The 20935-nt window shown below is 62.6% G+C and carries 18 protein-coding genes and 1 tRNA gene; 5 read left to right on the top strand and 14 right to left on the bottom strand.

The window, feature by feature from the left end; genetic code table 11:
* Positions 1-45: 45 nt before the first annotated feature.
* A complete protein-coding gene (locus tag J7392_RS12240; protein WP_209217784.1) occupies positions 46-696 on the top strand; it encodes an invasion associated locus B family protein in 651 nt (216 codons plus the stop codon).
* Between the two features lie 69 nt (positions 697-765).
* Here J7392_RS12240 and J7392_RS12235 read toward each other — a convergent pair whose 3' ends face one another.
* From J7392_RS12235 to J7392_RS12220, 4 genes are read right to left on the bottom strand one after another with little or no spacing between them, the layout of a single operon-like run.
* Complete coding sequence (locus tag J7392_RS12235) at positions 766-1974, bottom strand: beta-ketoacyl-[acyl-carrier-protein] synthase family protein (protein ID WP_209217783.1); 1209 nt, start codon at positions 1972-1974, stop codon at positions 766-768.
* Positions 1975-1977: 3 nt separating this feature from the next.
* Positions 1978-2235: an acyl carrier protein gene (locus J7392_RS12230; protein WP_209217782.1), complete on the bottom strand. Its 258-nt coding sequence runs from the start codon at positions 2233-2235 to the stop codon at positions 1978-1980.
* Positions 2236-2267: 32 nt separating this feature from the next.
* Positions 2268-3359 carry a UDP-3-O-(3-hydroxymyristoyl)glucosamine N-acyltransferase gene (gene lpxD / locus J7392_RS12225; protein ID WP_209217781.1) on the bottom strand — a complete coding sequence of 364 codons (1092 nt, stop codon included), beginning with the start codon at positions 3357-3359 and terminating at the stop codon, positions 2268-2270.
* 34 nt (positions 3360-3393) lie between these two features.
* A complete protein-coding gene (locus tag J7392_RS12220; RefSeq protein ID WP_209217780.1) occupies positions 3394-5010 on the bottom strand; it encodes a L,D-transpeptidase family protein in 1617 nt (538 codons plus the stop codon).
* Between the two features lie 331 nt (positions 5011-5341).
* On the opposite strand from J7392_RS12220, the gene J7392_RS12215 reads away from it, so the two are divergent.
* The 4 genes from J7392_RS12215 (at position 5342) to J7392_RS12200 (ending at position 9121) form a co-directional block, all read left to right on the top strand.
* A complete protein-coding gene (locus J7392_RS12215) occupies positions 5342-5911 on the top strand; it encodes a DUF882 domain-containing protein (protein WP_067267369.1) in 570 nt (189 codons plus the stop codon).
* A 59-nt stretch (positions 5912-5970) separates the two neighbouring features.
* Positions 5971-7686, top strand: a complete 1716-nt coding sequence (locus J7392_RS12210; RefSeq protein WP_209217779.1) for an FAD/NAD(P)-binding domain-containing protein — start codon at positions 5971-5973, stop codon at positions 7684-7686.
* Positions 7687-7893: 207 nt separating this feature from the next.
* Positions 7894-8394, top strand: a complete 501-nt coding sequence (locus J7392_RS12205; RefSeq protein ID WP_209217856.1) for a L,D-transpeptidase — start codon at positions 7894-7896, stop codon at positions 8392-8394.
* Between the two features lie 436 nt (positions 8395-8830).
* Entirely contained in the window at positions 8831-9121 is a 291-nt protein-coding gene (locus J7392_RS12200; protein WP_209217778.1) for a hypothetical protein, read from the top strand.
* A gap of 111 nt (positions 9122-9232) precedes the next feature.
* Here J7392_RS12200 and J7392_RS12195 read toward each other — a convergent pair.
* The 10 genes from J7392_RS12195 to J7392_RS12150 form a co-directional block, all read right to left on the bottom strand.
* Positions 9233-9322: transfer RNA gene (locus tag J7392_RS12195), tRNA-Ser, on the bottom strand.
* A 72-nt stretch (positions 9323-9394) separates the two neighbouring features.
* Entirely contained in the window at positions 9395-10117 is a 723-nt protein-coding gene (locus tag J7392_RS12190; protein ID WP_209217777.1) for an alanyl-tRNA editing protein, read from the bottom strand.
* Complete coding sequence (locus J7392_RS12185) at positions 10114-12477, bottom strand: DUF3772 domain-containing protein (protein ID WP_209217776.1); 2364 nt, start codon at positions 12475-12477, stop codon at positions 10114-10116. Before J7392_RS12185 ends, J7392_RS12190 begins: the two co-directional genes overlap by 4 nt.
* On the bottom strand, positions 12474-13508 hold the full coding sequence (locus J7392_RS12180) for a cysteine synthase A (RefSeq protein ID WP_209217775.1): 1035 nt from the start codon (positions 13506-13508) through the stop codon (positions 12474-12476). Before J7392_RS12180 ends, J7392_RS12185 begins: the two co-directional genes overlap by 4 nt.
* Positions 13509-13521: 13 nt before the next feature.
* Entirely contained in the window at positions 13522-14655 is a 1134-nt protein-coding gene (locus J7392_RS12175) for an NUDIX domain-containing protein (protein ID WP_209217774.1), read from the bottom strand.
* Between the two features lie 5 nt (positions 14656-14660).
* On the bottom strand, positions 14661-15101 hold the full coding sequence (locus tag J7392_RS12170) for a TrgA family protein (protein ID WP_209217773.1): 441 nt from the start codon (positions 15099-15101) through the stop codon (positions 14661-14663).
* Positions 15102-15137: 36 nt separating this feature from the next.
* Positions 15138-16349 carry a cyclopropane-fatty-acyl-phospholipid synthase family protein gene (locus J7392_RS12165; RefSeq protein ID WP_209217772.1) on the bottom strand — a complete coding sequence of 404 codons (1212 nt, stop codon included), beginning with the start codon at positions 16347-16349 and terminating at the stop codon, positions 15138-15140.
* Between the two features lie 62 nt (positions 16350-16411).
* The gene (locus J7392_RS12160; protein WP_209217771.1) at positions 16412-17833 is read right to left on the bottom strand and encodes a deoxyribodipyrimidine photo-lyase; all 1422 of its coding nucleotides are present in this window, start codon (positions 17831-17833) and stop codon (positions 16412-16414) included.
* Between the two features lie 61 nt (positions 17834-17894).
* The gene (locus tag J7392_RS12155; protein WP_209217855.1) at positions 17895-19118 is read right to left on the bottom strand and encodes an aminotransferase class V-fold PLP-dependent enzyme; all 1224 of its coding nucleotides are present in this window, start codon (positions 19116-19118) and stop codon (positions 17895-17897) included.
* 98 nt (positions 19119-19216) lie between these two features.
* Complete coding sequence (locus J7392_RS12150; protein ID WP_209217770.1) at positions 19217-20854, bottom strand: BCCT family transporter; 1638 nt, start codon at positions 20852-20854, stop codon at positions 19217-19219.
* Positions 20855-20935: the final 81 nt, after the last annotated feature.

Raw genomic sequence — 20935 nt, 5'->3', positions numbered from 1 at the left:
GGGCGGCGTGGTAAGGGGCGGTAACGCAACAAATGTGGATATGACATGAGCAAGTTTATGACCGCCCTGCCGCTTTGTGCAGCGCTTGCACTGACGGCCCCAATGACGGCTTTCGCCCAGACCGCCACCGAAGAAGACACCGCCCAGACCGAAGAGCAGCAGCCCCAGCCCGGCACCAGCGGCAATGCTTCGCAGATCGAAGAGCAGCTGAGCCTTGGTGAAGATGCGGACAAAGACCCCGATCTGGGCAAGCCCTACACCAAGAAGGAGATCGGTGCTTGGGAGATGCGCTGCATCAAGACCGAGGAAGAGGTCGACCCCTGCCAGATGTATCAACTCCTCGCCGATGGCGAAGGCGCGCCGGTTGCCGAAGTCTCGCTCTTCCGTCTGCCCGACGGGGGGCAGGCCAAAGCCGGTGCCACGGTTGTCGTCCCGCTTGAGACCGCCCTGCCCGCGCAGCTGACCCTGTCGGTCGACGGTGGCAAGGCCCGCCGCTATCCCTATGCCTTCTGCAACCCCGTGGGCTGCTATGTGCGCATGGGCCTGACCGATGCCGATATCGGTGCTTTCAAACGCGGCAAGGAAGCGGTGCTGACCATCGTGCCCGCTCTCGCACCGGATCAGGAAGTGAAGCTGACCCTCTCGCTCGACGGCTTCACCGCCAGCTACGACGAAGTCTCGGTGATCGAGCAGTAAGACTGGATTCTACCGATTTGAATGCCGCGCCCGACCTCGGGGGCGGCATTTTTTATGGCCGCGCGTGGATCAGGCGCGGCGCAGCGCCAGCACGGCGTTCATCCCACCAAAGGCAAAAGCATTGCTGAGCGCCACATCGACCTGCGCCTCGCGCGCCTCATTGGGCACCACGTCAAGCGCGCATTCCGGGTCGGGTTCCTCATAGCCAATGGTCGGCGCGATCACCCCGTCGCGCAGCGCCATGATACAGGCCAAAAGCTCGACCGCGCCGGTGCCACCGATGATATGACCATGCATCGACTTGGTGGAAGAGATCATCAACCGGTCCGCATGGGTGCCAAAGACATCCGCCACGGCGGCGCATTCGGTCTTGTCATTCGCCGCGGTTCCGGTGCCATGGGCGTTGATATAGCCGACCTCATCGCGGTTGATCCCCGCATCGGCCAGCGCCCCTTCCATCGCCCGCGCGGCCCCGGCCTTGGAGGGCATCACGATGTCGCTGGCATCCGAGGTCATGGCAAAACCGGCCACCTCGCAAAGGATCTCAGCCCCCCGCGCCCGGGCATGTTCATAGTCCTCAAAGACAAAGATACCCGCCCCCTCGCCCTGCACCATTCCGTTGCGATTGGCCGAGAAGGGGCGGCAGGCATCGCGGCTCATCACGCGCAGCCCTTCCCAAGCCTTCACCCCGCCGAAGCAGAGCATGGATTCGGAACCACCCGTCACCATCACCGGGCTCATGCCGGAGCGGACCATGGCAAAGGCCTGCGCCATGGCGTGGTTCGACGAGGCACAGGCGGTGGAGACGGTGAAGGACGGCCCGCGCAGGTTCCATTCCATGCTGACATGACTGGCGGCGGCGTTGTTCATCAGCTTGGGCACCACAAAGGGATGCACCCGGTTTTTGCCCTCTTCGTAGACCGCGCGGTAATTGTCGTCCCATGTTGAGACACCGCCCCCCGCCGTGCCCAGCACCACCCCTGCGCGGGCGGCCAAGTCATCGGTGAAGGTCAGGCCCGATTGCTCGATCGCCTCGCGGGCGGCGGTGAGGGTGAATTGCGTGAACCGATCATAAAGCGCGATTTGCTGGCGGTTGTGGCGGCCCTCGGCCTCGAACCCGCGCACCTGACCGCCGATGCGGATGGCCAGCCGCTCCACATCCCGGAACTCTAGCGGGCCGATGCCGCATTTGCCCTCGCGCATGGCCGCCAAGGTCTCGGGCACCGACAGGCCCAGAGCGTTGATCGTGCCCGCGCCGGTGATGACAACGCGCCGCATCGCCTAGCTCTGTTCGGCTTGCAGCCGTTCGACCCCGGCGACGATGCTGCGCACGGTCGAGATGTCGAAATCGCTTTCGCTGGGGCTGTTGGCGTTGAAAGGCACGTTGATGTCGAATGTCTCTTCAATCGCAAAGATGCATTCCACAACCCCCATGCTGTCGATCCCGAGGTCTTCGAGCGTGCTGTCGAGCGTGACATCCTCCGGCTCTATCATGGCCTGTTCGGCGAGGATGGTAATGACCTGATCCTGAGTGCTCATGCGGCGTCCCCCAACATATGTCCGCGGCAGGTTTAGTCAGCCTTGTCGGCTTTGGAAACCACCTTTTGCAGAGCCGCGACATCACGCAGCAGCTTGGGCAAACGGCGCAGCGCTTTGTAGATTTCGGTCTGCTTGCTCATTTGGGTGGCGGGGTAGCCCAACATGGTACGCCCCTCGGGCACGTTGGAGAGCACGATGGTCCCCCCGCCCGCGATCACCCGGTCGCCAATGGTGATATTGTCGGCCAGACCGACCTGTCCGCCGAGCACCACATTGTCGCCCACGCGGGTCGAGCCGCCAACGCCCGCCTGCCCGCAGAGCAGGCAATTTTTGCCAATCACCGCATTGTGGCCGATATGCACAAGGTTGTCGATTTTCGTGCCGTCGCCGACCTGCGTGTCGCGAATGGTGCCGTTATCGATGGTGGAGCCCATGCCCATTTCGACATCCGCGCCGATGGTCACAGCGCCGAGCGAATGGATACGGGTCCAAGGCTGCGGGGAGGCATCGCCCTGATCACCCAGCGTTTGCCGCGCGCTTTCCACGGTGGACAGCTCAGCCGTGACGAAAGAGAAACCGTCGCCGCCCAAGCGCACACCCGACTGCGCGATGAAACCCGATCCGATGGTGACCCGCGCGCCGATGCTGACATGTTCGCGCAGAAAACAGCCATCGCCCAATGTCGCATCCACGCCGACAAAACACAGCGGCCCGATGACGCTGCCCGCGCCGATCTGCGCCCCGGCAGAGATCACCGCCAAGGGGCCGACCGAGACGCCCTCGCCCAGCACCGCCTCGGGGTCGATCACGGCGGTGGGGTGGATGCCCGGCTTGAACCCCTGCCCCTTGTCGAGCATCCGCGTCACGCCGGAAAGCGCGTAGCGCGGGCGGTTGGGCAAGATCGCGGCCTTGAGACCCAGAGCGCGCCAATCGGCCCCTTCCCAAAGCATCGCCACTTCGGCGGCGCCATCGGAAAGGCTGCTGGCATAGCGCGGGTCCATCGCCAGCGCCATTTCGCCCGATTTGGCGCTGGCGGGTTCCGCGACGCCACTTACCTTGAGTTCGATGTCGCCCTCGGCGCTGGCGCCGACGGCTTTGGCGATTTGCTGAACACTATAGGTCATTTCGGGCGGCCCTTACTTGTTGCGCGCCCGAGAGTTACCCCTGAACGCCGCGCAAGGCCACCCCCGCCTTGGAGAGCGCGTTCCAGATCAGCGCATCCCGGCCATATACGTCATCGCGGTATTCGGTATGGCCGCGGGCGTTGGTCACGGCGGTGCGGTAGATCAGATGCACCGGCACCTGCTCTTCGAGGACGACGCGCGTCTCGCGTCCGCTGCGCAGAATGGCCTGAAACTCACCTTCCGGGTCCGCCGATTGCGGGGCCAGCAGCGCATAGGCAAATTCAAACGGCTCGGCCAGACGCACGCAGCCATGGCTGAAGGCACGCACATCGCGAGCAAACAGGCTCTTGGCCGGGGTGTCATGCAGGTAGATGTTGTATTTGTTGGGGAACATGAACTTCACCAGACCCAAGGCATTGGTCTTGCTGGGCGGTTGGCGCATGGCGAAGGGGAAGGTCCGCGCGGTGTAGCGGTTGAAGTTCACCGCGCCGCGGTTCACCTTGCGGCCCCGGCTGTCGGTAATCTCGATATGGTTGACCGCATAGGGATTGCGCTTGAGCTGCGGCAGGTATTCTCCAGTGACGATCGACCGCGGCACATACCAGCTGGGATTGACCACCATATGCTCCATCACGTCCGAGAATTCGGGCGTCGGACGATCCTCGCGAGCGGCCCCCACGACCGAGCGGGTCTGAAAGGTGATCTTGCCATCGTCGATGATCTTGGCCGAGAAATCGGGGATGTTCACAAGGATATGGCGTTTGCCGCGGTCGGTGTTGAACCAACGCTCACGCTCAAGTGCGACCATGACCGATTGCAGTCGCTGCTCAACGCCGATGTTGATCTGTTTCATCGTGGCCGGACCAGCAACGCCATCGGTGTTCAGCCCGTGGGCCTCTTGGAACTGGCGCACGGCTTCGGTCAGGCTGGCATCATAGCCCACGGCATTGGACCGCTCCAGAAAGCCCATGGCGATTAGGCGGTTGCGCAGGGCAATCACGTCATTCCCTGTATCGCCCGGCTCAAGCTTGCCCGCGGGCACCGAAGGACCCCAGCCGCCCTGCGACAGCAGCTTTTCCATCGCGATCTTCTCTTTCAGCAGCGCATTATACTCAAGGCTGCGCGGCGGCAGGGCGCGGAAATAAGCGGCGGGCGTGGATTTGGGCAGGTCTTGCAGATAGGTCTTGCGGTCACGGTACGGAATTTCGCGCACGATCTGGCTGATGATCCGTTTGGGGATCAGCACACCGGTCTGCACGTCGCGGGCATAGCGCAGGAACACGCGGCTCAACTCCACCTCGGCGAATCCCCGATCACGCGGAGTCTTGGCCGTGCGCAGCATCTCCAACACCGCATCAGGGTTGTAGCGGGTGACCGGCAGGCCATGATCATCTGCCGTGGTGATCGCCCGCATCAGTTCCGACCGGCGCGCGCGGTGTTCTTCGGCTGCCCCTGTCCAGATGGCGGTATAATCGTTCTCACGGTAGAAGGCGGCGATGTCATCGTCTTGGGCGGCAGCTTCGGCGACGGCTTGTTTGAAGGCGGTGACCTGCGCCGTGGCAGGCGCGGCAAGGACCAGTGCCGAAATCAACAGGGCAAACCCTGCGATAAATGTGGACAGTTGCCGTGAAAAAGTCGCGCTGAAACCCATGTCGTACCCCGTGAATATACCATTGCCGCCGCGCGACCCTATTGCCTGCCCGGTTTGCCAATAATACTACGCGCAAGTCCATTCAAATTTCCGTTCGCAGGAAAAACGCGTGATGGCCTGTGCGGATTGCGCATCGGTTGCCCCTGCAAACATTGGGTTTTTTAACCGCATTGCGCAAAAACTTGCCTAAATTTGAACCACTCGGGAACCATTCCGATTCAGCCCTTGGTCAGGTTTTCCCGCTATGCAATAACAATGTTGCATCTGGGGATGAGATGAATGGCCCATGTAACATCTTGGGTAACTTAGGCAGACGACGGGACAGAGACACATGACAGGCAAAAGCTCCTCGGGGATGACCCGGCGCGCCCTTCTCGGCGCATTCGCAGCAACCACCGTTGCAGCAGCTCCCACCTTCTCGAACGCAGCAGGCTTTCTACGGGGCGCAGGCGACATTCGCCGCATCCGCATGTATTCGGGCCGCACCGGTGAGCGGCTGGACATGATCTATTGGATTGAAGGCCACTATATCAAAGATGCCTTTGCCGAAATCAATCACTTCATGCGCGACTGGCGGACCGACGATGTCATCAACATGGACCTGCGCACCATCGATATCATGGCCGCGTCGCATAATCTGCTGGATGTGAACGAGCCCTATATGCTCCTCTCCGGCTACCGCAGCCCGAAAACCAATGCGATGCTGCGCTCCCGTTCCAGCGGTGTGGCCAAGAATTCGCTGCACCTCAAAGGTCAGGCCGCTGACCTGCGCCTCGCCTCGCGCTCGGTGCATCAGGTGGCCCGCGCGGCGATGGCTTGCCGCGGTGGCGGTGTCGGGCGCTACTCCGGCTCGAACTTCACCCATATGGACTGCGGTACAGTGCGCAGCTGGGGCGGCTGATCGCAGCTTCTCCGGTAAGACGAGTGAATTGTTAAGGGCGCCTTCGGGTGCCTTTTTTGTTGCCCGATTCTGTCGCCGGTGGGCTTTCGCTGGCCGTGCTACGGCTCTACGGTCGCGCCAAAGACATACCGGGGAGAGAGATGCAGATAGAAGCGGCGCGCATTGCAGTGATCGGTTTCGGGCCGCGCGGCCTTGGCGCGTTGGAGGCTCTGTCGCAACGGCTTACGGGGACCGGAGGGCGGATACAGATCGACATTTATGAACCCGGCCCCCATCCCGGCGCGGGTCCGAATTTCGCCCCCTCCGAGCCCGCCTATTGTCTGCTGAACATCCCTAACCGCGATATCGCGATCCGCCCGCCAAAGGGGTCGCGGGTCGGACATTTCGCGGAGTGGCAAGATCGCTCCGTCGACCCCGACAGTTTTCCCTCCCGCGCCGAAATGGGCCGCTACCTCATGGCGCGGCGGGACGATCTTTTTGCCCGGGGTTTTACGAAAACCGGCGTGACTTGCAGGGTGATCCCCGCCGCTGTGGCCCGCATCTCGCCCGAGGGGGCGGGCTGGCGCGTGCAGTCGGAAAGCGGGGCGGAGGCGCTATATGACGAAGTGCTCCTCACCCTCGGGCAGCCCCCTGTCGAGCCGGGCGCGCAATGGGCCGATTGGCAAGAGCACGCAGCGCGGCGCGAGGCGGAAGTCGCGCAGGCCTATCCGGCGGCAGATCTGCGCGCGCGGGCGGCGGCATGGCAGGGCAAGCACGTCGCGATCCGGGGCTTGGGGCTGTCGACCTATGATGTGTTGCGTGGTCTGACCATGGCACAGGGCGGGCGTTTCGACGCGGCGGGCTATCATGCCTCGGGCCGGGAGCCTTGCCGCATTCTGCCCTTCTCGCTCAACGGGCACCCCCCCTTCCCCAAGCCACAGGCTGCCGCTTTCGACGCGCTGTTCAATCCCACATCGGAAGAGACCGCGGGCTTCTCTAAAGCCGCCACGGCCGCGGTTAATGCGGGACCCGAGGCGGCGCCTTCGTTGATCTCTGACGCCCTCCTGCCCGTGGTCGCGCGCATCCTCGCGCCTCACAATGTGCGGATGGCGGAAATTGCGAACTGGCTCAAGGTGGAATGGTCAGACCCCGGCGCGCAGGACCAGTTGCCCCCAATGAAGGCGCTGCGCCACGGGATAGAACTGGCCACTGGAGAGGTCGCGCCGAGCATTGGCTACACGCTCGGCCAAGTCTGGCGCAAATGGCAAGACACATGGCGTGCGGCATTCAACCCGCGCGACGCGTTGCCCCAGACGGCCAAGCGGCTGATAGACTTCGATGAGGGGCTGAAACGATATTCCTACGGCCCGCCCCTCGCCTCCGCCCGGGAGCTTTTGGCCCTGATCGACGCAGGGCTGGTCGACCTGTCCTTCGCCACCAATCCAGAGATCACGAACAGCGCGCAAGGCTGGACATTGCAGGCGGAGGGGCACGCGACGGAGGTGTCGGTCATCGTCGACGCGGTGCTGCCTGCGCCGAACCTCTCGGGCATCGCAGCACCGCCCCTGCCCGATCTCATCTCCCAAGGTTTGCTCTTCCCGCTGTCATCCGATCTGGCCGCAGCGACCGCGCCTGACGGGACGCTGCGCGCCCCTGACGGACGCCCCGTGCCCGGCCTTTGCCTGCTGGGGCGGCTGGCGCTCGGCAGTGTGACGGCGGTGGATTCCCTGCACGATTGCTTTGGCCAATCCGCCGACCGTTGGGCGCAGGGCGTGATCGACAGGCTGTCGGTTTGACACGCTGCCGCTTGGCTACAACAGTTTGTGATCCGGCCCGCGCGATGGAACGGCAAGGCGCTGAAACGGTTTCCCTTTCAACACGAGATTGAAGAATAGGGGAACGACGCAATGAAGAGACGACATTTCATCACCGGTGTAGCCGCCAGCGGTGCCGCATTCGGCGGTGGCCTCGCCACGCCCGCATTGGCGCATCCGCCCAAGGAAATGCCGAGCTATGACGTGCCGCCAGAGATGATGCCGCGCAAAGTGCCGATCGCGGCGGGCGCGCCGCCCTATGAAATCCACGTCGATCCCGACAATTTCGCGCTCTACTGGACACTGCCCGACAATATGGCGTGGCGCTATACCGTGGGCGTGGGCCGCCCCGGTCTTTATGAATCCGGTGAGTTCTACGTTGGTGCCAAGAAGGAATGGCCGAGTTGGACCCCGACCCCGGGTATGATCGACCGCGAGCCGGAGAAATACAAGAAATACGCCGATGGTATGGACGGCGGTTTGGACAATCCGCTGGGGTCGCGTGCCCTCTATCTCTTCACAGAAGAGCGCGGCGATACCTTCTTGCGCATTCATGGCACCAATGACCCCAGCACATTGGGCAAACGCGTCTCGAACGGCTGTGCCCGTCTGGTGAACGATCAGATGGCCGAGCTCTATAACCGCGTGCCGATGAACACCCGCGTGGTGCTTTACGAACCCATCGGCTGAGCTTTCTTTCGGCCACATCAAGTAGCCCGGAGCGGAGAATATCCGCTTCGGGCTTTTTTGTGCCTCTCGCTCGACCAGTAGGGTTGAAACATTTCACACGGGCCAAAGAGGTTTGCCTGCGGTGGCGGTACACACGTTTCTGCGACGTCTGTGTAACAGGTCTTGAACGCCTTTCGCGGGACCGACCAATGCCATAAGTCCCGTTCTGCGGCATGGTGAGAACTTATTAAAAACAGTATCTTATGCGGCTATGGCAATTTGTTACGATCTGATCGCGCCGGGTCTCGCTCTAACACTGGGCCGTGATCCGAGTTGCTTTGTAACCGCCCCTCGCCGCGCCTTAATATCATTGTATCGAACGGGCCTCCCGACCTCCCCGCCTCTCCCCAGAGCGAGAAAGCCGATGCCCTTTCCCAAACCTGAAAGGACCAGAACAATGAAACTCTTTATCGCAACCGCCGCCGCCACTCTGATCGCTACCGCGAGCTTCGCAGGCCAGTCGACACGCTACGAAGACCTGCGCTTGGATACGTCCCTAACGGCTGATGTCGTCCATGCCGCGGATGCCGGTGAAACCCGTCCTAATGAGCGCGCCGCTGACCTGCGCTTGGAAACATTCTCGGACGAGCGCGCGCCGGTCGCCACCTTCTCAACCAGCGGTCCCGTGAGCAGCTTGGGCGAAGGTTTCGCCTATGGTGGTTATGGCGCGGGCAACGACTCCCGCTAAACTGTCATAGGTAGACCCGAGAGAGCCCGGCCCGAAAGGTGCCGGGCTTTTCTACATGTGAAGCCGCATGGCCCGATGGGCAACAACTTCTTTCTGCGAAAAAAGGGAAAATGGCGGAGCGACAGGGATTCGAACCCTGGAGACGGTCTCCCGCCTACACACTTTCCAGGCGTGCGCCTTCGACCACTCGGCCACCGCTCCGTTGAGGCGGGGTTTAGCTTGGGGGGGCAGTGAGTTGCAAGAGCGAATTCCCCCCAGAGAGGATAAATTTATCTAACCGCCCAGATGAACGTAGACCCGGCGGTTCAAACGGCCTTTTTTCTCAATCTTTCCAAGGCGAAGCGCGCCGATCTCGCCGGTGCGGGCGACATGGGTGCCGCCGCAGGGCTGTAGATCGATAGGGTCCTGCGCCTCTCCGATGCGGACCAGGCGAATGTCCCCCCGTCCGCGCGGCGGGGCGACGGACATGGTTTTGATGAGTTCAGGCGCGGCGTCCAATTCGGCCTCGGTGATCCAGTCCTCGCTCACCCGCGCATCGAGGGAGACGAAGTGGTTCAGCGCCTCCTCCAGTTCCTCGCGATCCTGCGGCGCATCGGGCATGTTGAAATCAAGCCGCCCGTGGGTGGCCGAAATCTGTCCCCCCGTGACCGGATGCGGGATCACGACCGACAGAAGGTGCAGCGCCGTATGGACGCGCATGTGCTTGTGGCGGCGGTCCCAGTCGAGCTCCTGTTTCACGAAAGCGCCCACCGGCGGCAAGGGACGCGGCTCTGCCGGGACCAGCGCGATGCCGCCGCTGTCGCGGTCGCGCACCGTGGTCGCGATGGTGAGCTCTCGCTTGTCCCAGGTCAGCCACCCGCTGTCGCCCGGCTGGCCGCCGCCCGTGGGGTAGAACAGGGAATTGTCCAAGATCACCCCACCTTCGGGCGTATGGGCGGCCACGCGGGCCGGGGCGTCGCGCAGGTAGGTCTCGGTCCGGTACAGCTCGCCCGTCATGCCTGCGGCTCCGGCTTTGCGTCATCTTCTATTTTCGGTGCTGCTTCGGCCTTCAACGTCTCAGGGTTGCGCAGCCATAGGTCGCGTTGGGCAAAGGGAATTTCGATCCCTTCCTCTTTGAAACGCGCGGCGATGGCGTGGTTGATGTCGTTCTTGACCTTCATCATCCAGTTCACGTCCCGCAGGTAACAGCGCACCTCGAACTCCAGCGCATCGGCGCCGAAGTTCAAGAACAGAACCGCGGGGGGCGGGTTGGTCAGAACGATGGGCTGCGCCTCGGCGATCTCTTGCAGGATACCTTCAATCCGTTTGGTATCGGTGCCGTAAGCCACGCCCACGGGTACGATGAGGCGGCCCACGGTATTCCCGCGGGTGTAGTTGGTGACCGTGCCGCTGATCAGATCGGCGTTGGGCACGATCACATCGGTGCGGTCGAAGGTTTCGATCCTTGTGGAGCGCACCGAGATGTCGCGCACATAGCCCATCTGGCCACCCACCTCGATCCAATCCCCTTCTGAGATCGGCCGTTCGATCAGCAGGATGATGCCGGAGACGAAGTTCGACACCACGTTTTGCAAACCGAAACCGATACCGACCGAGAGTGCCCCCGCGACATAGGCCAGCGCAGAAAGGTCGATCCCCGCCCCGGTGATGGCGAGCAGCGCGGCGAGGAAAATCCCCACATAACCAATCCCCGATACGATGGCGTTCTGCCCGCCGATGTCCATCCGTGTCTTGGGCAGGACGTTGCTGCGCAGCGCCCCTTGGATCAGACGGGTGACGGCATAGCCGATCACGAAGATCACCGCGAAGGAGAGGAAATCTGTAGGACGGATCCGCGTCTCGCCAAAAGCGAAGCCCCGGCTGAACAGCGCCCAAAGCTCAGTCAGGTCAGTGATCCGCGCGCCCCATGCCAGCGCCATTACAGGCAGCGACAACAGCAGCAGGATCAGGCCAAAGAAGACGGGCATCAGCGCGTCGCGCGCCTGCACCCCCTGCCCGGTCATGGCACCGTAAACATCGGCCAAGAAGCGTTGCAGCGTCATCACCAGCCCCAGAAGCACCAGCGTGGTGACATAGGGCGGCAGCAGCGAAACGGCGGCGTTGTAATAGCCGCTGATAAGCAAGAGGGGTGCGACCACGGCCACGATCATCGCGCCCAAGCCCAGCCCGCGCACGACGCGGTTCAGGGTCGAGGTCCGCGGCTCTTCGGCAGCGGAGATATCTTCCGTCACTGGATCGCTGTAACCGCGCAGGATTTTCCCGATGCGGAACAGGGCAAAGGCGCTCAGCAGCATCACCGGCAGGCGCAGCACGGCCTCGGTGGTTTCTGCCGGTTGCTTGCCGTCGAAAATGGCGGTGATGATGGCGCCAAGGATGACGGTGACGGTGATGATGCTGACGTAGAAACGAACCGCTTTGCGTTCTGACGCGGGAAGCAGGATCAGCGCCTCGTCCTCATCGCGAGAGAACACCCGTTCGGCGACCCAGCGAACACCCAGCATCGCGCCGCTGATCACCGGGATCAGCTGCACAAGCGTCGAGCCGCGCGGGCCAAGCCAATCGGTTGCCAAGACGGCCATGGCCAGTAAGACCAGACCCACCGTGGGCAGGATGATCCGCAAAAGAGACACGACAAAGCGCCAGATGCCAAAGCCGCGCGCGCCGAATTGCTGGAGCCGTCCCACAATCGCGGTCGACCAATGGTGGCCGCGGAAGATCAGCACCAAGCCCAGAATGGTGAGGGCCAGAACCGCAGGGAGAGAGGCGCGCAGGCTGCGCCGTGCCGTATCGGCATCGTCAGGCGCTTCGGCGGCGATCTCACCCGCCGCTGTCGCCAGATCGTCAATCGCGCTGCGCCAGTGGACGGGGTTGAGCGGCGTGGGCACCACCTCCATCAACTGCTCGGTCTGGCGTTCGCGCAGCGCAACGTCGATCTGCCCAATCAGCGCATCGGCGCGCAGATATGCCGCTTCGGCCCGCTGGACCGGGGTCAGCAGGGTATTGAGCTGTCGGTTCAACTCTTCACGGTTGGCGGCGACTTCGGGGGATTCCGGCTCGGCCCCCTCGCCCTCGGGCGGGGTTCCGAGGGCGGCCAATTGTTCGCGCAGCGCGCTGATCCGCGCCGCGTTCAGGTTGCGCGCCGCGTCGAACTCGGCGCGGTAATCCACCAGCCGGGCGCGCTGCACCTCCAGCATGGTTTCGGTGGTATCGGGGGCGTCCACCGCCTCTTCAGCCGAAGAGGCGACGGTTTCCCATTGGTCGAAATCCGGCAGAACCGGTTCCTGTGCGACAGCAGCGCCGGTCAGCCAGACCAGCAACGCGGTAAGGCCAAGGGCGAAGCGGAGCATTTGGGTCATGTATCCTCGAAAACACCTGGGATGGATTGCGGCGCGGCATCAAGCCAAGCGGGCGTCGGCAGCCCCTTCTCGCGCAGGAACTCCGGGTTGAAGAGTTTGGATTGATAGCGCGTGCCGAAGTCGCACAACACGGTCACGATGGTATGGCCCGGCCCCATCTCTTTCGCCAGACGCATGGCCCCGGCGACGTTGACGCCCGAGGAGGCACCAAGGCAGAGCCCCTCATTCTCCAGCAGGTCAAAGACGACCGGCAGCGCCTCATCGTCTGAGATGTTGTAGGAATAGTCGGGCTTGAACCCTTCAAGGTTCGCGGTAATCCGCCCCTGTCCGATGCCCTCGGCGATGGAGCTGCCTTCGGATTTCAACTCGCCTTCGGTATAGTAGCTGTGCAGCGCCGCCCCATCGGGATCGGCCAATGCGATCTTCACGCCCTTGGGTTGCAGCGCCATGGCCACGCCAACAAGCGTGCCGCCCGAGCCGACCGCGCAGCAAAAGCCATCGACCTTGCCGCCGGTCTGTTCCCAAATCTCGGGGCCAGTGGTTTCGATATGTGCTTGTCGGTTGGCGGTATTGTCAAACTGGTTCGCCCAAATCACCCCCTCGGGCGTGGTCTTCGCCAATTCCTTGGCCAAACGCTCGGAATAGCGGACGAAGTTATTGGGGTTCTTGTAGGGTGCGGCGGGCACCTGCACCAATTCCGCACCGGCCAGCCGCAGCATGTCTTTCTTTTCCTGTGACTGGGTCTCAGGGATAACGATGACGGTTTTGAAACCCATCGAGGCACCGACCAGCGCAAGCCCGATGCCGGTGTTGCCCGCGGTGCCTTCGACGATGGTGCCGCCGGGCTTCAACTCACCCCGTGCGATGGCGTCGCGGATGATGAACAGCGCCGCGCGGTCCTTGACCGACTGGCCGGGGTTCATGAACTCCGCCTTGCCCAAGATTTCGCAGCCGGTCTCTTCGCTCGCGCCGCGCAGCCGGATCAGCGGTGTGTTTCCAATGGCCTCGGCCAGATCTTTAGCAACCTGCATGTTTGCCCCCAGTTCATGTTCCGTCCGGTTTAGCTGTCGCGCCTTCGGACCTCAAGCGTTCGCGGTGGCGGGCCAGCCAATAGGCGCTTGCCACCAATGGTGCATTGGCAAGCGCCTGCGCATCGGCCAAGGCCATCAGATCATCGAATGACATCAGATGCGACCGGATATCCTCGCCCTCCGCAGCCAAACCGCCGGTGCCGATAATATGATCCGGCAAATCCGCCAACCCCACGAAAATGTGAAAGAATTCCGTCGCATTCCCGGGGGAGGCATAGACGTTTCCGACCGGCTCCAAGGTGCCCAAGGTGATCCCCGCCTCCTCACGCGCCTCGCGCCGCGCGGCGGCCTGCGGCGTTTCGCCAGCGTCGATATGGCCCGCGATGGGTTCCAACTGCCAGCGGGTATGATCGCCGCGCGCCAGCGGGCCCATGCGGATTTGCTCAACCAGCAGCACGCGGTCGCGCAGCGGGTCATAGGGCAGCACCAAAGCTGCATCCGCGCTGACAAAAACCGCGCGGTCGATCTGCGCCGACATGCTGCCGTCAAAGGTCTCATGTCGCAGCGAGATTTCATCAAGGGCGAAGAAGTTCGCGTAAACGCGGCGGCGGTCGGTCACTTCGACCTTGCCATCGAGCGCCAGCGGATCATGCATACCCTGCGCCGCCAGCACCTGCTGATGGGCCCGGCGGCGGATCATCGGAAACATCGCATCGACCTCGGCCCGCGGGCGCTTGCCCATATAGCTCATCACTTCGCGCGCGGCGTGACAGGAAAGCGCGGCCCAATCACGCTCCCATTCAGGCAAGGACCACGGCCCCTGCGCGGTCCAGCGCCCGGGCTGGGGCAGATAGACCTCAGCCCCCTGCCCGTCTGCCAGTGTCACCGGCACCAAATCATAGTCGAACGCGCCTTCATAGAAATCGAGCCGCGCAAAATCATCCACGCTCAGGCCCCGCACCAGCAAGCCCTCGGCCTGCGCGCCATCGCGCGTCTCAATCGTGGGAAACGGGCCTTCGGCGGCGGCAGAGACTTGGTAGCCGGACAGATTGGCGGGGCTGAGGTCAATCGCCTCGGCGGAGCGGCCAAGCACAATTTCCAACAGCGGCAGATGCCGCAGAGTGCCGTAGATAAAGAGATGTCGCATGGGGATCAGGGCCAACGGTTGTAAGCAAATTCGGTCAAAAGCCCTGCGATCATGCCGCCAACGACAAGCGCCACGCCGATAGGCACGGTGGCGATCACCAGCCCGAATTCCGCGCCGATCTGGAACACGGCGACGATGGCCTCGAAGGGATCGTCATAACGGTTGCGCAGCGCCAGCCGGACCATTTCATTCGCCGCCTGCAAGAAGATAGCCCAGAGCATCAGCACGAAGACCCCGGCAAAACCGTTGTTGATCGCAGCCACGATGCCCCGGCCTGCGCGCCGGCCCATCACGCGCCAGCCCACGATGAGGCCAAGCACCACGTTAAGCGGCAGGAAATATCCGAAATCCGTGCTTTCCGGCATCAGGGGCACCACCATGCCCGACAGGACAAAGGCCAGCACGGCGAGTGAGATCGCCGCCATAAGTCGTGCACCAGTCGGCATTTTTCGGCTCCTTGCGGGGGCGGACCGCAGGGGCGGTCACACAGGTCGCCGTACCGTAATCTGCGTCACGTCGCAATTGCCACTGTCAAATGTCGCGGCACAGGAAGTGAGGTAAAAATTCCACATCCGGCGAAAGCGTTCGTCAAAGCCAAGCGCGGTGATCTGATCCCATTTCTCGTTAAAGGTCTCATGCCAACGGCGCAGGGTGATGTCATAGCTTTTGCCAAATTCGATCGACCGGTCGACCACCAGCCCTGCACGCTCGACCTGCTGGCGCAGGATCGTGGGGCTGGGCAACATGCCGCCGGGGAAGATGTACTTTTGGATGAAATCCACCCCGCGTTTGTAGACCTCCCAACGGCGGTCGGCGACGGTGATGATCTGCAAGGTCGCGGCGCGGCCCGGTTTCAGGCGCTGGTGCAGCGTGTCGAAATAGACCGGCCAGTATTTTTCGCCCACCGCCTCGAACATCTCGATGCTGGCGATGCCGTCATAGCTTTCGGTCTCGTCGCGGTAGTCTTGCAGTTTGAAGGTCACACGGTCCGAGAGGCCCGCCTTGGCAATGCGTTCTTGCGCGTAGTTGAACTGCTCTTGGCTGATGGTCAGCGCCGTCACCTTCAACCCGCGTTCGGCGGCGGCATATTCCGCAAAACCGCCCCAGCCGCAGCCGATTTCCAAGACATGATCGCCGGGCTGCACACCCATCTGATCGACCATGGATTTGTATTTCGCCCGCTGCGCGGCCTCCAGCGACTGCTGGGCGTCGCCCTCGAAAATGGCCGAGGAATAGGTCATCGTATCATCCAGCCAGAGGCTGTAGAAGGCATTGCCGAGATCGTAGTGATAGCTGATGTTGCGCTTGGCCTGTTTGCGGTTGTTGCGCTGAAGCCAAAAGCGGAACTTCTCGAACTGACGCAGCAGCCCTTGGCCGGGGAAACCGTCATAGACCGTCTCATTCCCCGCATGAACCAAATCCATGAAGGCTTGCAGGTCCGGCGTTGACCACCATTCGTCCAGATAGGCGTCGCAAAAGCCCAGATCGCCCTCGCGGATCAACCGTGCGAAAAGGTCATCGTTATGGATGTGCAGTTCCGCCACCGGGCCGGGCTTGGCCCCTTCGGCACGGAACACGCGGCCATCGGGTAGGACAAAGTCCACCCGCCCGTGCTGCATCTCCTGCGCCATGGCGAAGACCTGTGGGAAATAGCGCGGCAGACCTTTCTGCCCCTCGGTGGTCGTAAGCTTCATACCTCGGTTCCGTTCTTGTTCTTGACGCCTACTGTAACCGCAGGCTGCTGTTTCGCAAAAAGTTAAAAATCGCGGTTGCGATAGGCGTCGAGCGCGCGTTCCCGCCCCTCCGACAGATCGATGATCGGATCGGGGTAATCGTCCTCTGGGCTCCGGCCCCAGCGGCGTGGGATCGCGTCGAAATAGGCCAGCGCCTCGTCACTCGGTTTCGCACGCCCCTCGGCGATCCAACGGCGGGTGTAGTCGCGCCCCTTGTCGAAACGATCAAGCTGGGTCTCGGGGTTGAAAATGCGAAAGAACGGCGTCGCATCGGGGCCAGATCCTGCGGCCCATTGCCAGCCCATCGCGTTATTGGCCGGATCCCAGTCGATCAGATGTTCTTCGAACCACTTTTGCCCGATCCGCCAATGGCACATCAGATGTTTCGTCAGATAGCTCGCCACGATCATGCGGCCCCGGTTGTGCATGCGCCCCGTGACCTGCAATTCGCGCATGGCCGCGTCGACGAAAGGCACCCCGGTGCGCCCCTGTTTCCATGCCAGCACCTCGGCGCGGCGCTCGTCCTCGTTCCATGGGAAGGCCTGCCATTCCTCGCGCCAGTTTTGGTCGAGGATGCGCGGCGTGTGATACATGAGGTGATAGGCAAACTCGCGCCATGCCAGTTCCTTGAGGAAGGTCTCAGCCCCGCGCTTGCCCTCCTGCATCGCCCGCTGGCCCGCGTGCCAGCACTGGGCCGGGCTGATCTCACCCAATGACAGGTTTTCCGACAGGGCCGAGGTGCCATCTTCGCCCGGCAGGTCGCGGCTTTCGTCGTAGCCTTCGACGATATGGGCCATGAATGAGCCAAGCCGGGCCTGTGCCGCGGCCTCCCCCAGACGGACATAGGGGCGGACCACGTCGCGCCCGCGCCGCATCTCGGCGTCCATTTGCCAATCGTCGAGCGCGTCGCTCTGGGGCCAGCTTTGTGGGGCTGGGATGTCGCCTGGGGTGGCCGAAGGGGCGGCCACATCGCGGCCCCGGACCGCCTTCCAATAGGGGGTGAAAACTTTGTAAAAGCCGCCGGTCTTGGTCTCAACCGTCCAAGGCTCGAACATCAGATGCCTGGCAAAGCTACAGGCTTCGGCCCCATTGCCCTTCAGCGCCTCTTTGACCTTGGCGTCGCGGTCGATCGCGGCGGGATCGTAAAGGCGGCTCCAATAGACCGCCCCCGCGCCGGTGGTCTCGATCACCTCGCGCAGCACCTCAAGCGCATCACCACGGCGCAGGATCAGGCGGCTGCCCTTCTCGGCCAAAGTCTCCCCAAGGCAGCCCAAGGCCAGCCCGAGGCGGAATTTTGGGGCCGCGCCCAAAGCTTCCGATTGTGCGTCGTGGATGAACAGCGGGATGACCGGGCGGCCCGACTGGCAGGCCGCCGTCAGGGCGGGATGGTCGCTCAGCCGCAGATCGCGGCGGAACCACATGATAATCGGGGAATTGTCGCTCACGTTCGGGGTCTTGCTCCTGCACCTGTCCCGGAACATAGCGCCCCTGCGCCGGGGTCAAGGATCAGAGCAGATCATCCAGCGCATTCAGCAGTTTGTCCATTTCATCCTGCGTCGTGTAATGGGTGAAACTGAGCCGGAGCACGCCTTTGGCCGCATCCAGCCCCATCGCACCAAGCGCCCGGCCTGCGTAGAAGGTGCCTCCCCCTGCCATGATGCCGCGCGCGGCTAGTGCCTGCGCCATCTCGACCCCCGGTCGATCAAGTGCCAATGCCACCGTGGGCGCGCGGGTTGCCGCTTCGGTGGGGCCGATGACCCGCACAGAGTTGCGCGCCGCCATGGCATCCAACAGCGGTTGCAGCAAAGCCGTCTCATGGGCGCGCATCGCGTCATGCACAGCAACACCGCGCGCCGTGGCCCCGGCAGTGCCGCCGATATGGTGGGCGTGGAAAGCGTCGATATAATCCGCCATGCCCGCGCTGGCTGCGATCTGCGCGTGATCCGGCCCGGCGGGGGTGAAACGCTTGTAAAGCACGTCTCCATTGAAGTGATGCGCTTGGTTCGGCAGCAGTTCGGCCAGCGCCCGGCGGATGACCATGACACCCTGATGCGGCCCGAATGTCTTGTAAGCGGAAAATAAGTAGATATCCGGCCCCAGCACCCCGACATCGGCAAAGCCATGCGGCGCATAGGAGACGCCATCGACGCAGACGAAAGCACCGGCCGCATGGGCCAGCGCCGTGATCTCGGTCACCGGGTTGATTTCCCCCACCACGTTGGAGCAATGCGGAAAGCAGACCAGCCGGACATTCTCGTCCAAGAGGTCTTCGAGCTTTGCCGGATCGAGATGCCCGGTCTCTGGGTCGATCTGCCATTCGCGGATCTCGATCCCCCGCTCGGCCAGCCTGCGCCACGGGCCGGTATTGGCCTCATGGTCCTGATTGGTCACGACGATCGCCTCACCGGGTTGCATCATCTGGCCGAAAGCCTGCGCCAGCACATAGGTGTTCTGCGTGGTCGAGGGGCCAAAGCTCAGCTCCTCCGGTGTCACGCCAAGGATCGCGGCCATGCGGGCGCGGGCCTCGTCCATCTCCTCCCCACCAAGGCGGCTGGCCTCATAGGCGCCGTAGGGCTGCACCTTTCGCTGGGTGTAGAAGCGATGCAGCCGGTCGATGACTTGGCGGCAGGTGTAAGACCCACCGGCGTTCTCAAAGAAAGCCTGCCCTTGAAGGCTCGGCTCGGCGAAGGCGGGAAATTGGGCGCGGACCCATTCGGAATCAATATGCATGGCGCGAAGGTTGACCGCAGCGCGGCCAAGGTCAAGCGCCCAAAGAAAACGGCGACCCCGAAGGGCCGCCGTCATCCGTGTCTTAAAGGCTGTGCAGGTTAGCGGATTTTACGCTCGTCCTGCAGACCGCGGAAGATGCAGAAGCACATGAAGAGCAGCAGCAGCGTGAACAGCAAACCGGTGGAAATCACCATGGATTGCAGCGCCGCGAGGCCCCCGCCGATCAACAGCGCGATGGCCACGGCACCCTCAAAGATGCACCAGAACACCCGCTGCGGCACCGGCGCGTCGACCTTGCCGCCTGCGGTGATCGTGTCAATCACAAGCGACCCGGAGTCGGACGAGGTGACGAAGAACACCACCACCAACACGATGCCGATGAAAGAGGTGATCGAAGCCAGCGGCAGTGCGTCGAGCATTTTGAACAGCTGCAACGGCAGGCCCGCATCTTGGGCCGCGGTGTAGCCGTCGTTCAGCACCTGATGGATCGCGGTGCCACCAAAGATCGACATCCAGAGCACGCAGACCAGCGAGGGGATCAGCAGCACGCAGATCACGAATTCCCGCACGGTACGGCCCCGGCTGACGCGGGCGATGAACATGCCGACGAAGGGTGACCAGCTGATCCACCATGCCCAGTAGAAGGCCGTCCAGCCCTGCGAGAAGTTCACGTCTTCACGGCCAAACGGGTTCGCCAGTGCGGGCAGGTATTCGATATAGGCCACCAGCGAGTCCCAGAAGAAGGACAGCAAAAAGATCGTCGGCCCCACAAAGAGCGTGAAGAGTGCCAGCAAGGCGGCCAGCCCCATGTTGATCTCACTCAGCACCTTCACACCGCCATCAAGGCCGCGCAGAACCGAGACCAGCGCCACGGCGGTGATCAAGGAGATCAGCACGACTTCGGAGGTGGTGCCGGTTGGGATGCCGAACAATTCGTTCAGACCCGCGTTCGCCTGCGTGGCTCCCAGTCCGAGCGACGTCGCCAGACCAAAGAGCGTGGCGAAAACAGCGATGGTGTCGATAATATGCCCGGGCCAGCCCCAAACACGTTCGCCCAGAACCGGGTAAAAGGCCGAGCGGATCGTCAGCGGCAGACCCTTGTTATAGGTAAACAACGCCAGCGCCAGCGCGACGATGGCATAGATCGCCCAAGGGTGCAGACCCCAGTGATAGATCGTCGCCGCCATGCCAAGGCGCAGCGAACCAGCCTCGTCACCCGTGGCGGCACCCAAGGGGGCCCAGTCGGTCCGCAAACCGTTTTCTGTCGTGATCTCGCCCATGGAGGTCGAGAAATGGGTCAAAGGCTCGGACACGCCGTAGAACATCAGGCCAATGCCCATGCCCGCCGCGAAAAGCATCGCAAACCAGCCCAGATAGGTATAATCCGCGACCGCTTCATTGCCGCCGAGGCGGACACTGCCAAAGGGCGTGACGATCAACAAAAGTGCAAAGATCACCACCAGGTCGGCAGAGCCGATCAGGAACCAGTCGAAGTTCTTGGTGGTAAAGTTGAACATGGCCGAGAAAATTGCGGCGGCCTGTTCCGGCAATGCGATGGTGTAGAACACGAAGACCACGACCGCGATCCCCGAGATTAGAAAGACCGGGTTGTGAATATCCAGCCCGAACGGCCCGATCTGCCGTTCGATATTGTCCTGACCGATCTCATAATCGGTATCGATCACATCCGCCTTGCCCTCAGGCTCGGGGATGCCGTGCGAATTGGTATCGCTCATAATCTGTTCCCTCTTTGATGACAGATTACCGCGCAAAACGCGGCCTTCTGTTTTTCTCATCCGTGCTCAACAGGATAGAGG

The organism is Sulfitobacter sp. R18_1 (assembly GCF_017743915.1).
Classification (GTDB): Bacteria; Pseudomonadota; Alphaproteobacteria; order Rhodobacterales; family Rhodobacteraceae; genus Sulfitobacter; species Sulfitobacter faviae.
This window is presented reverse-complemented; position numbering and strand designations above follow the sequence as displayed.

Excerpts from the sequence above, each read along its gene's own strand:
- J7392_RS12240 (WP_209217784.1), top strand. The coding sequence starts at position 46 with ATGAGCAAGTTTATGACCGCCCTGCCGCTTTGTGCAGCGCTTGCACTG.
- J7392_RS12235 (WP_209217783.1), bottom strand. The coding sequence starts at position 1,974 with ATGCGGCGCGTTGTCATCACCGGCGCGGGCACGATCAACGCTCTGGGC.
- J7392_RS12230 (WP_209217782.1), bottom strand. The coding sequence starts at position 2,235 with ATGAGCACTCAGGATCAGGTCATTACCATCCTCGCCGAACAGGCCATG.
- lpxD (WP_209217781.1), bottom strand. The coding sequence starts at position 3,359 with ATGACCTATAGTGTTCAGCAAATCGCCAAAGCCGTCGGCGCCAGCGCC.
- J7392_RS12220 (WP_209217780.1), bottom strand. The coding sequence starts at position 5,010 with ATGGGTTTCAGCGCGACTTTTTCACGGCAACTGTCCACATTTATCGCA.
- J7392_RS12215 (WP_067267369.1), top strand. The coding sequence starts at position 5,342 with ATGACAGGCAAAAGCTCCTCGGGGATGACCCGGCGCGCCCTTCTCGGC.
- J7392_RS12205 (WP_209217856.1), top strand. The coding sequence starts at position 7,894 with ATGCCGAGCTATGACGTGCCGCCAGAGATGATGCCGCGCAAAGTGCCG.
- J7392_RS12200 (WP_209217778.1), top strand. The coding sequence starts at position 8,831 with ATGAAACTCTTTATCGCAACCGCCGCCGCCACTCTGATCGCTACCGCG.
- J7392_RS12190 (WP_209217777.1), bottom strand. The coding sequence starts at position 10,117 with ATGACGGGCGAGCTGTACCGGACCGAGACCTACCTGCGCGACGCCCCG.
- J7392_RS12185 (WP_209217776.1), bottom strand. The coding sequence starts at position 12,477 with ATGACCCAAATGCTCCGCTTCGCCCTTGGCCTTACCGCGTTGCTGGTC.
- J7392_RS12180 (WP_209217775.1), bottom strand. The coding sequence starts at position 13,508 with ATGCAGGTTGCTAAAGATCTGGCCGAGGCCATTGGAAACACACCGCTG.
- J7392_RS12175 (WP_209217774.1), bottom strand. The coding sequence starts at position 14,655 with ATGCGACATCTCTTTATCTACGGCACTCTGCGGCATCTGCCGCTGTTG.
- J7392_RS12170 (WP_209217773.1), bottom strand. The coding sequence starts at position 15,101 with ATGCCGACTGGTGCACGACTTATGGCGGCGATCTCACTCGCCGTGCTG.
- J7392_RS12165 (WP_209217772.1), bottom strand. The coding sequence starts at position 16,349 with ATGAAGCTTACGACCACCGAGGGGCAGAAAGGTCTGCCGCGCTATTTC.
- J7392_RS12155 (WP_209217855.1), bottom strand. The coding sequence starts at position 19,118 with ATGCATATTGATTCCGAATGGGTCCGCGCCCAATTTCCCGCCTTCGCC.
- J7392_RS12150 (WP_209217770.1), bottom strand. The coding sequence starts at position 20,854 with ATGAGCGATACCAATTCGCACGGCATCCCCGAGCCTGAGGGCAAGGCG.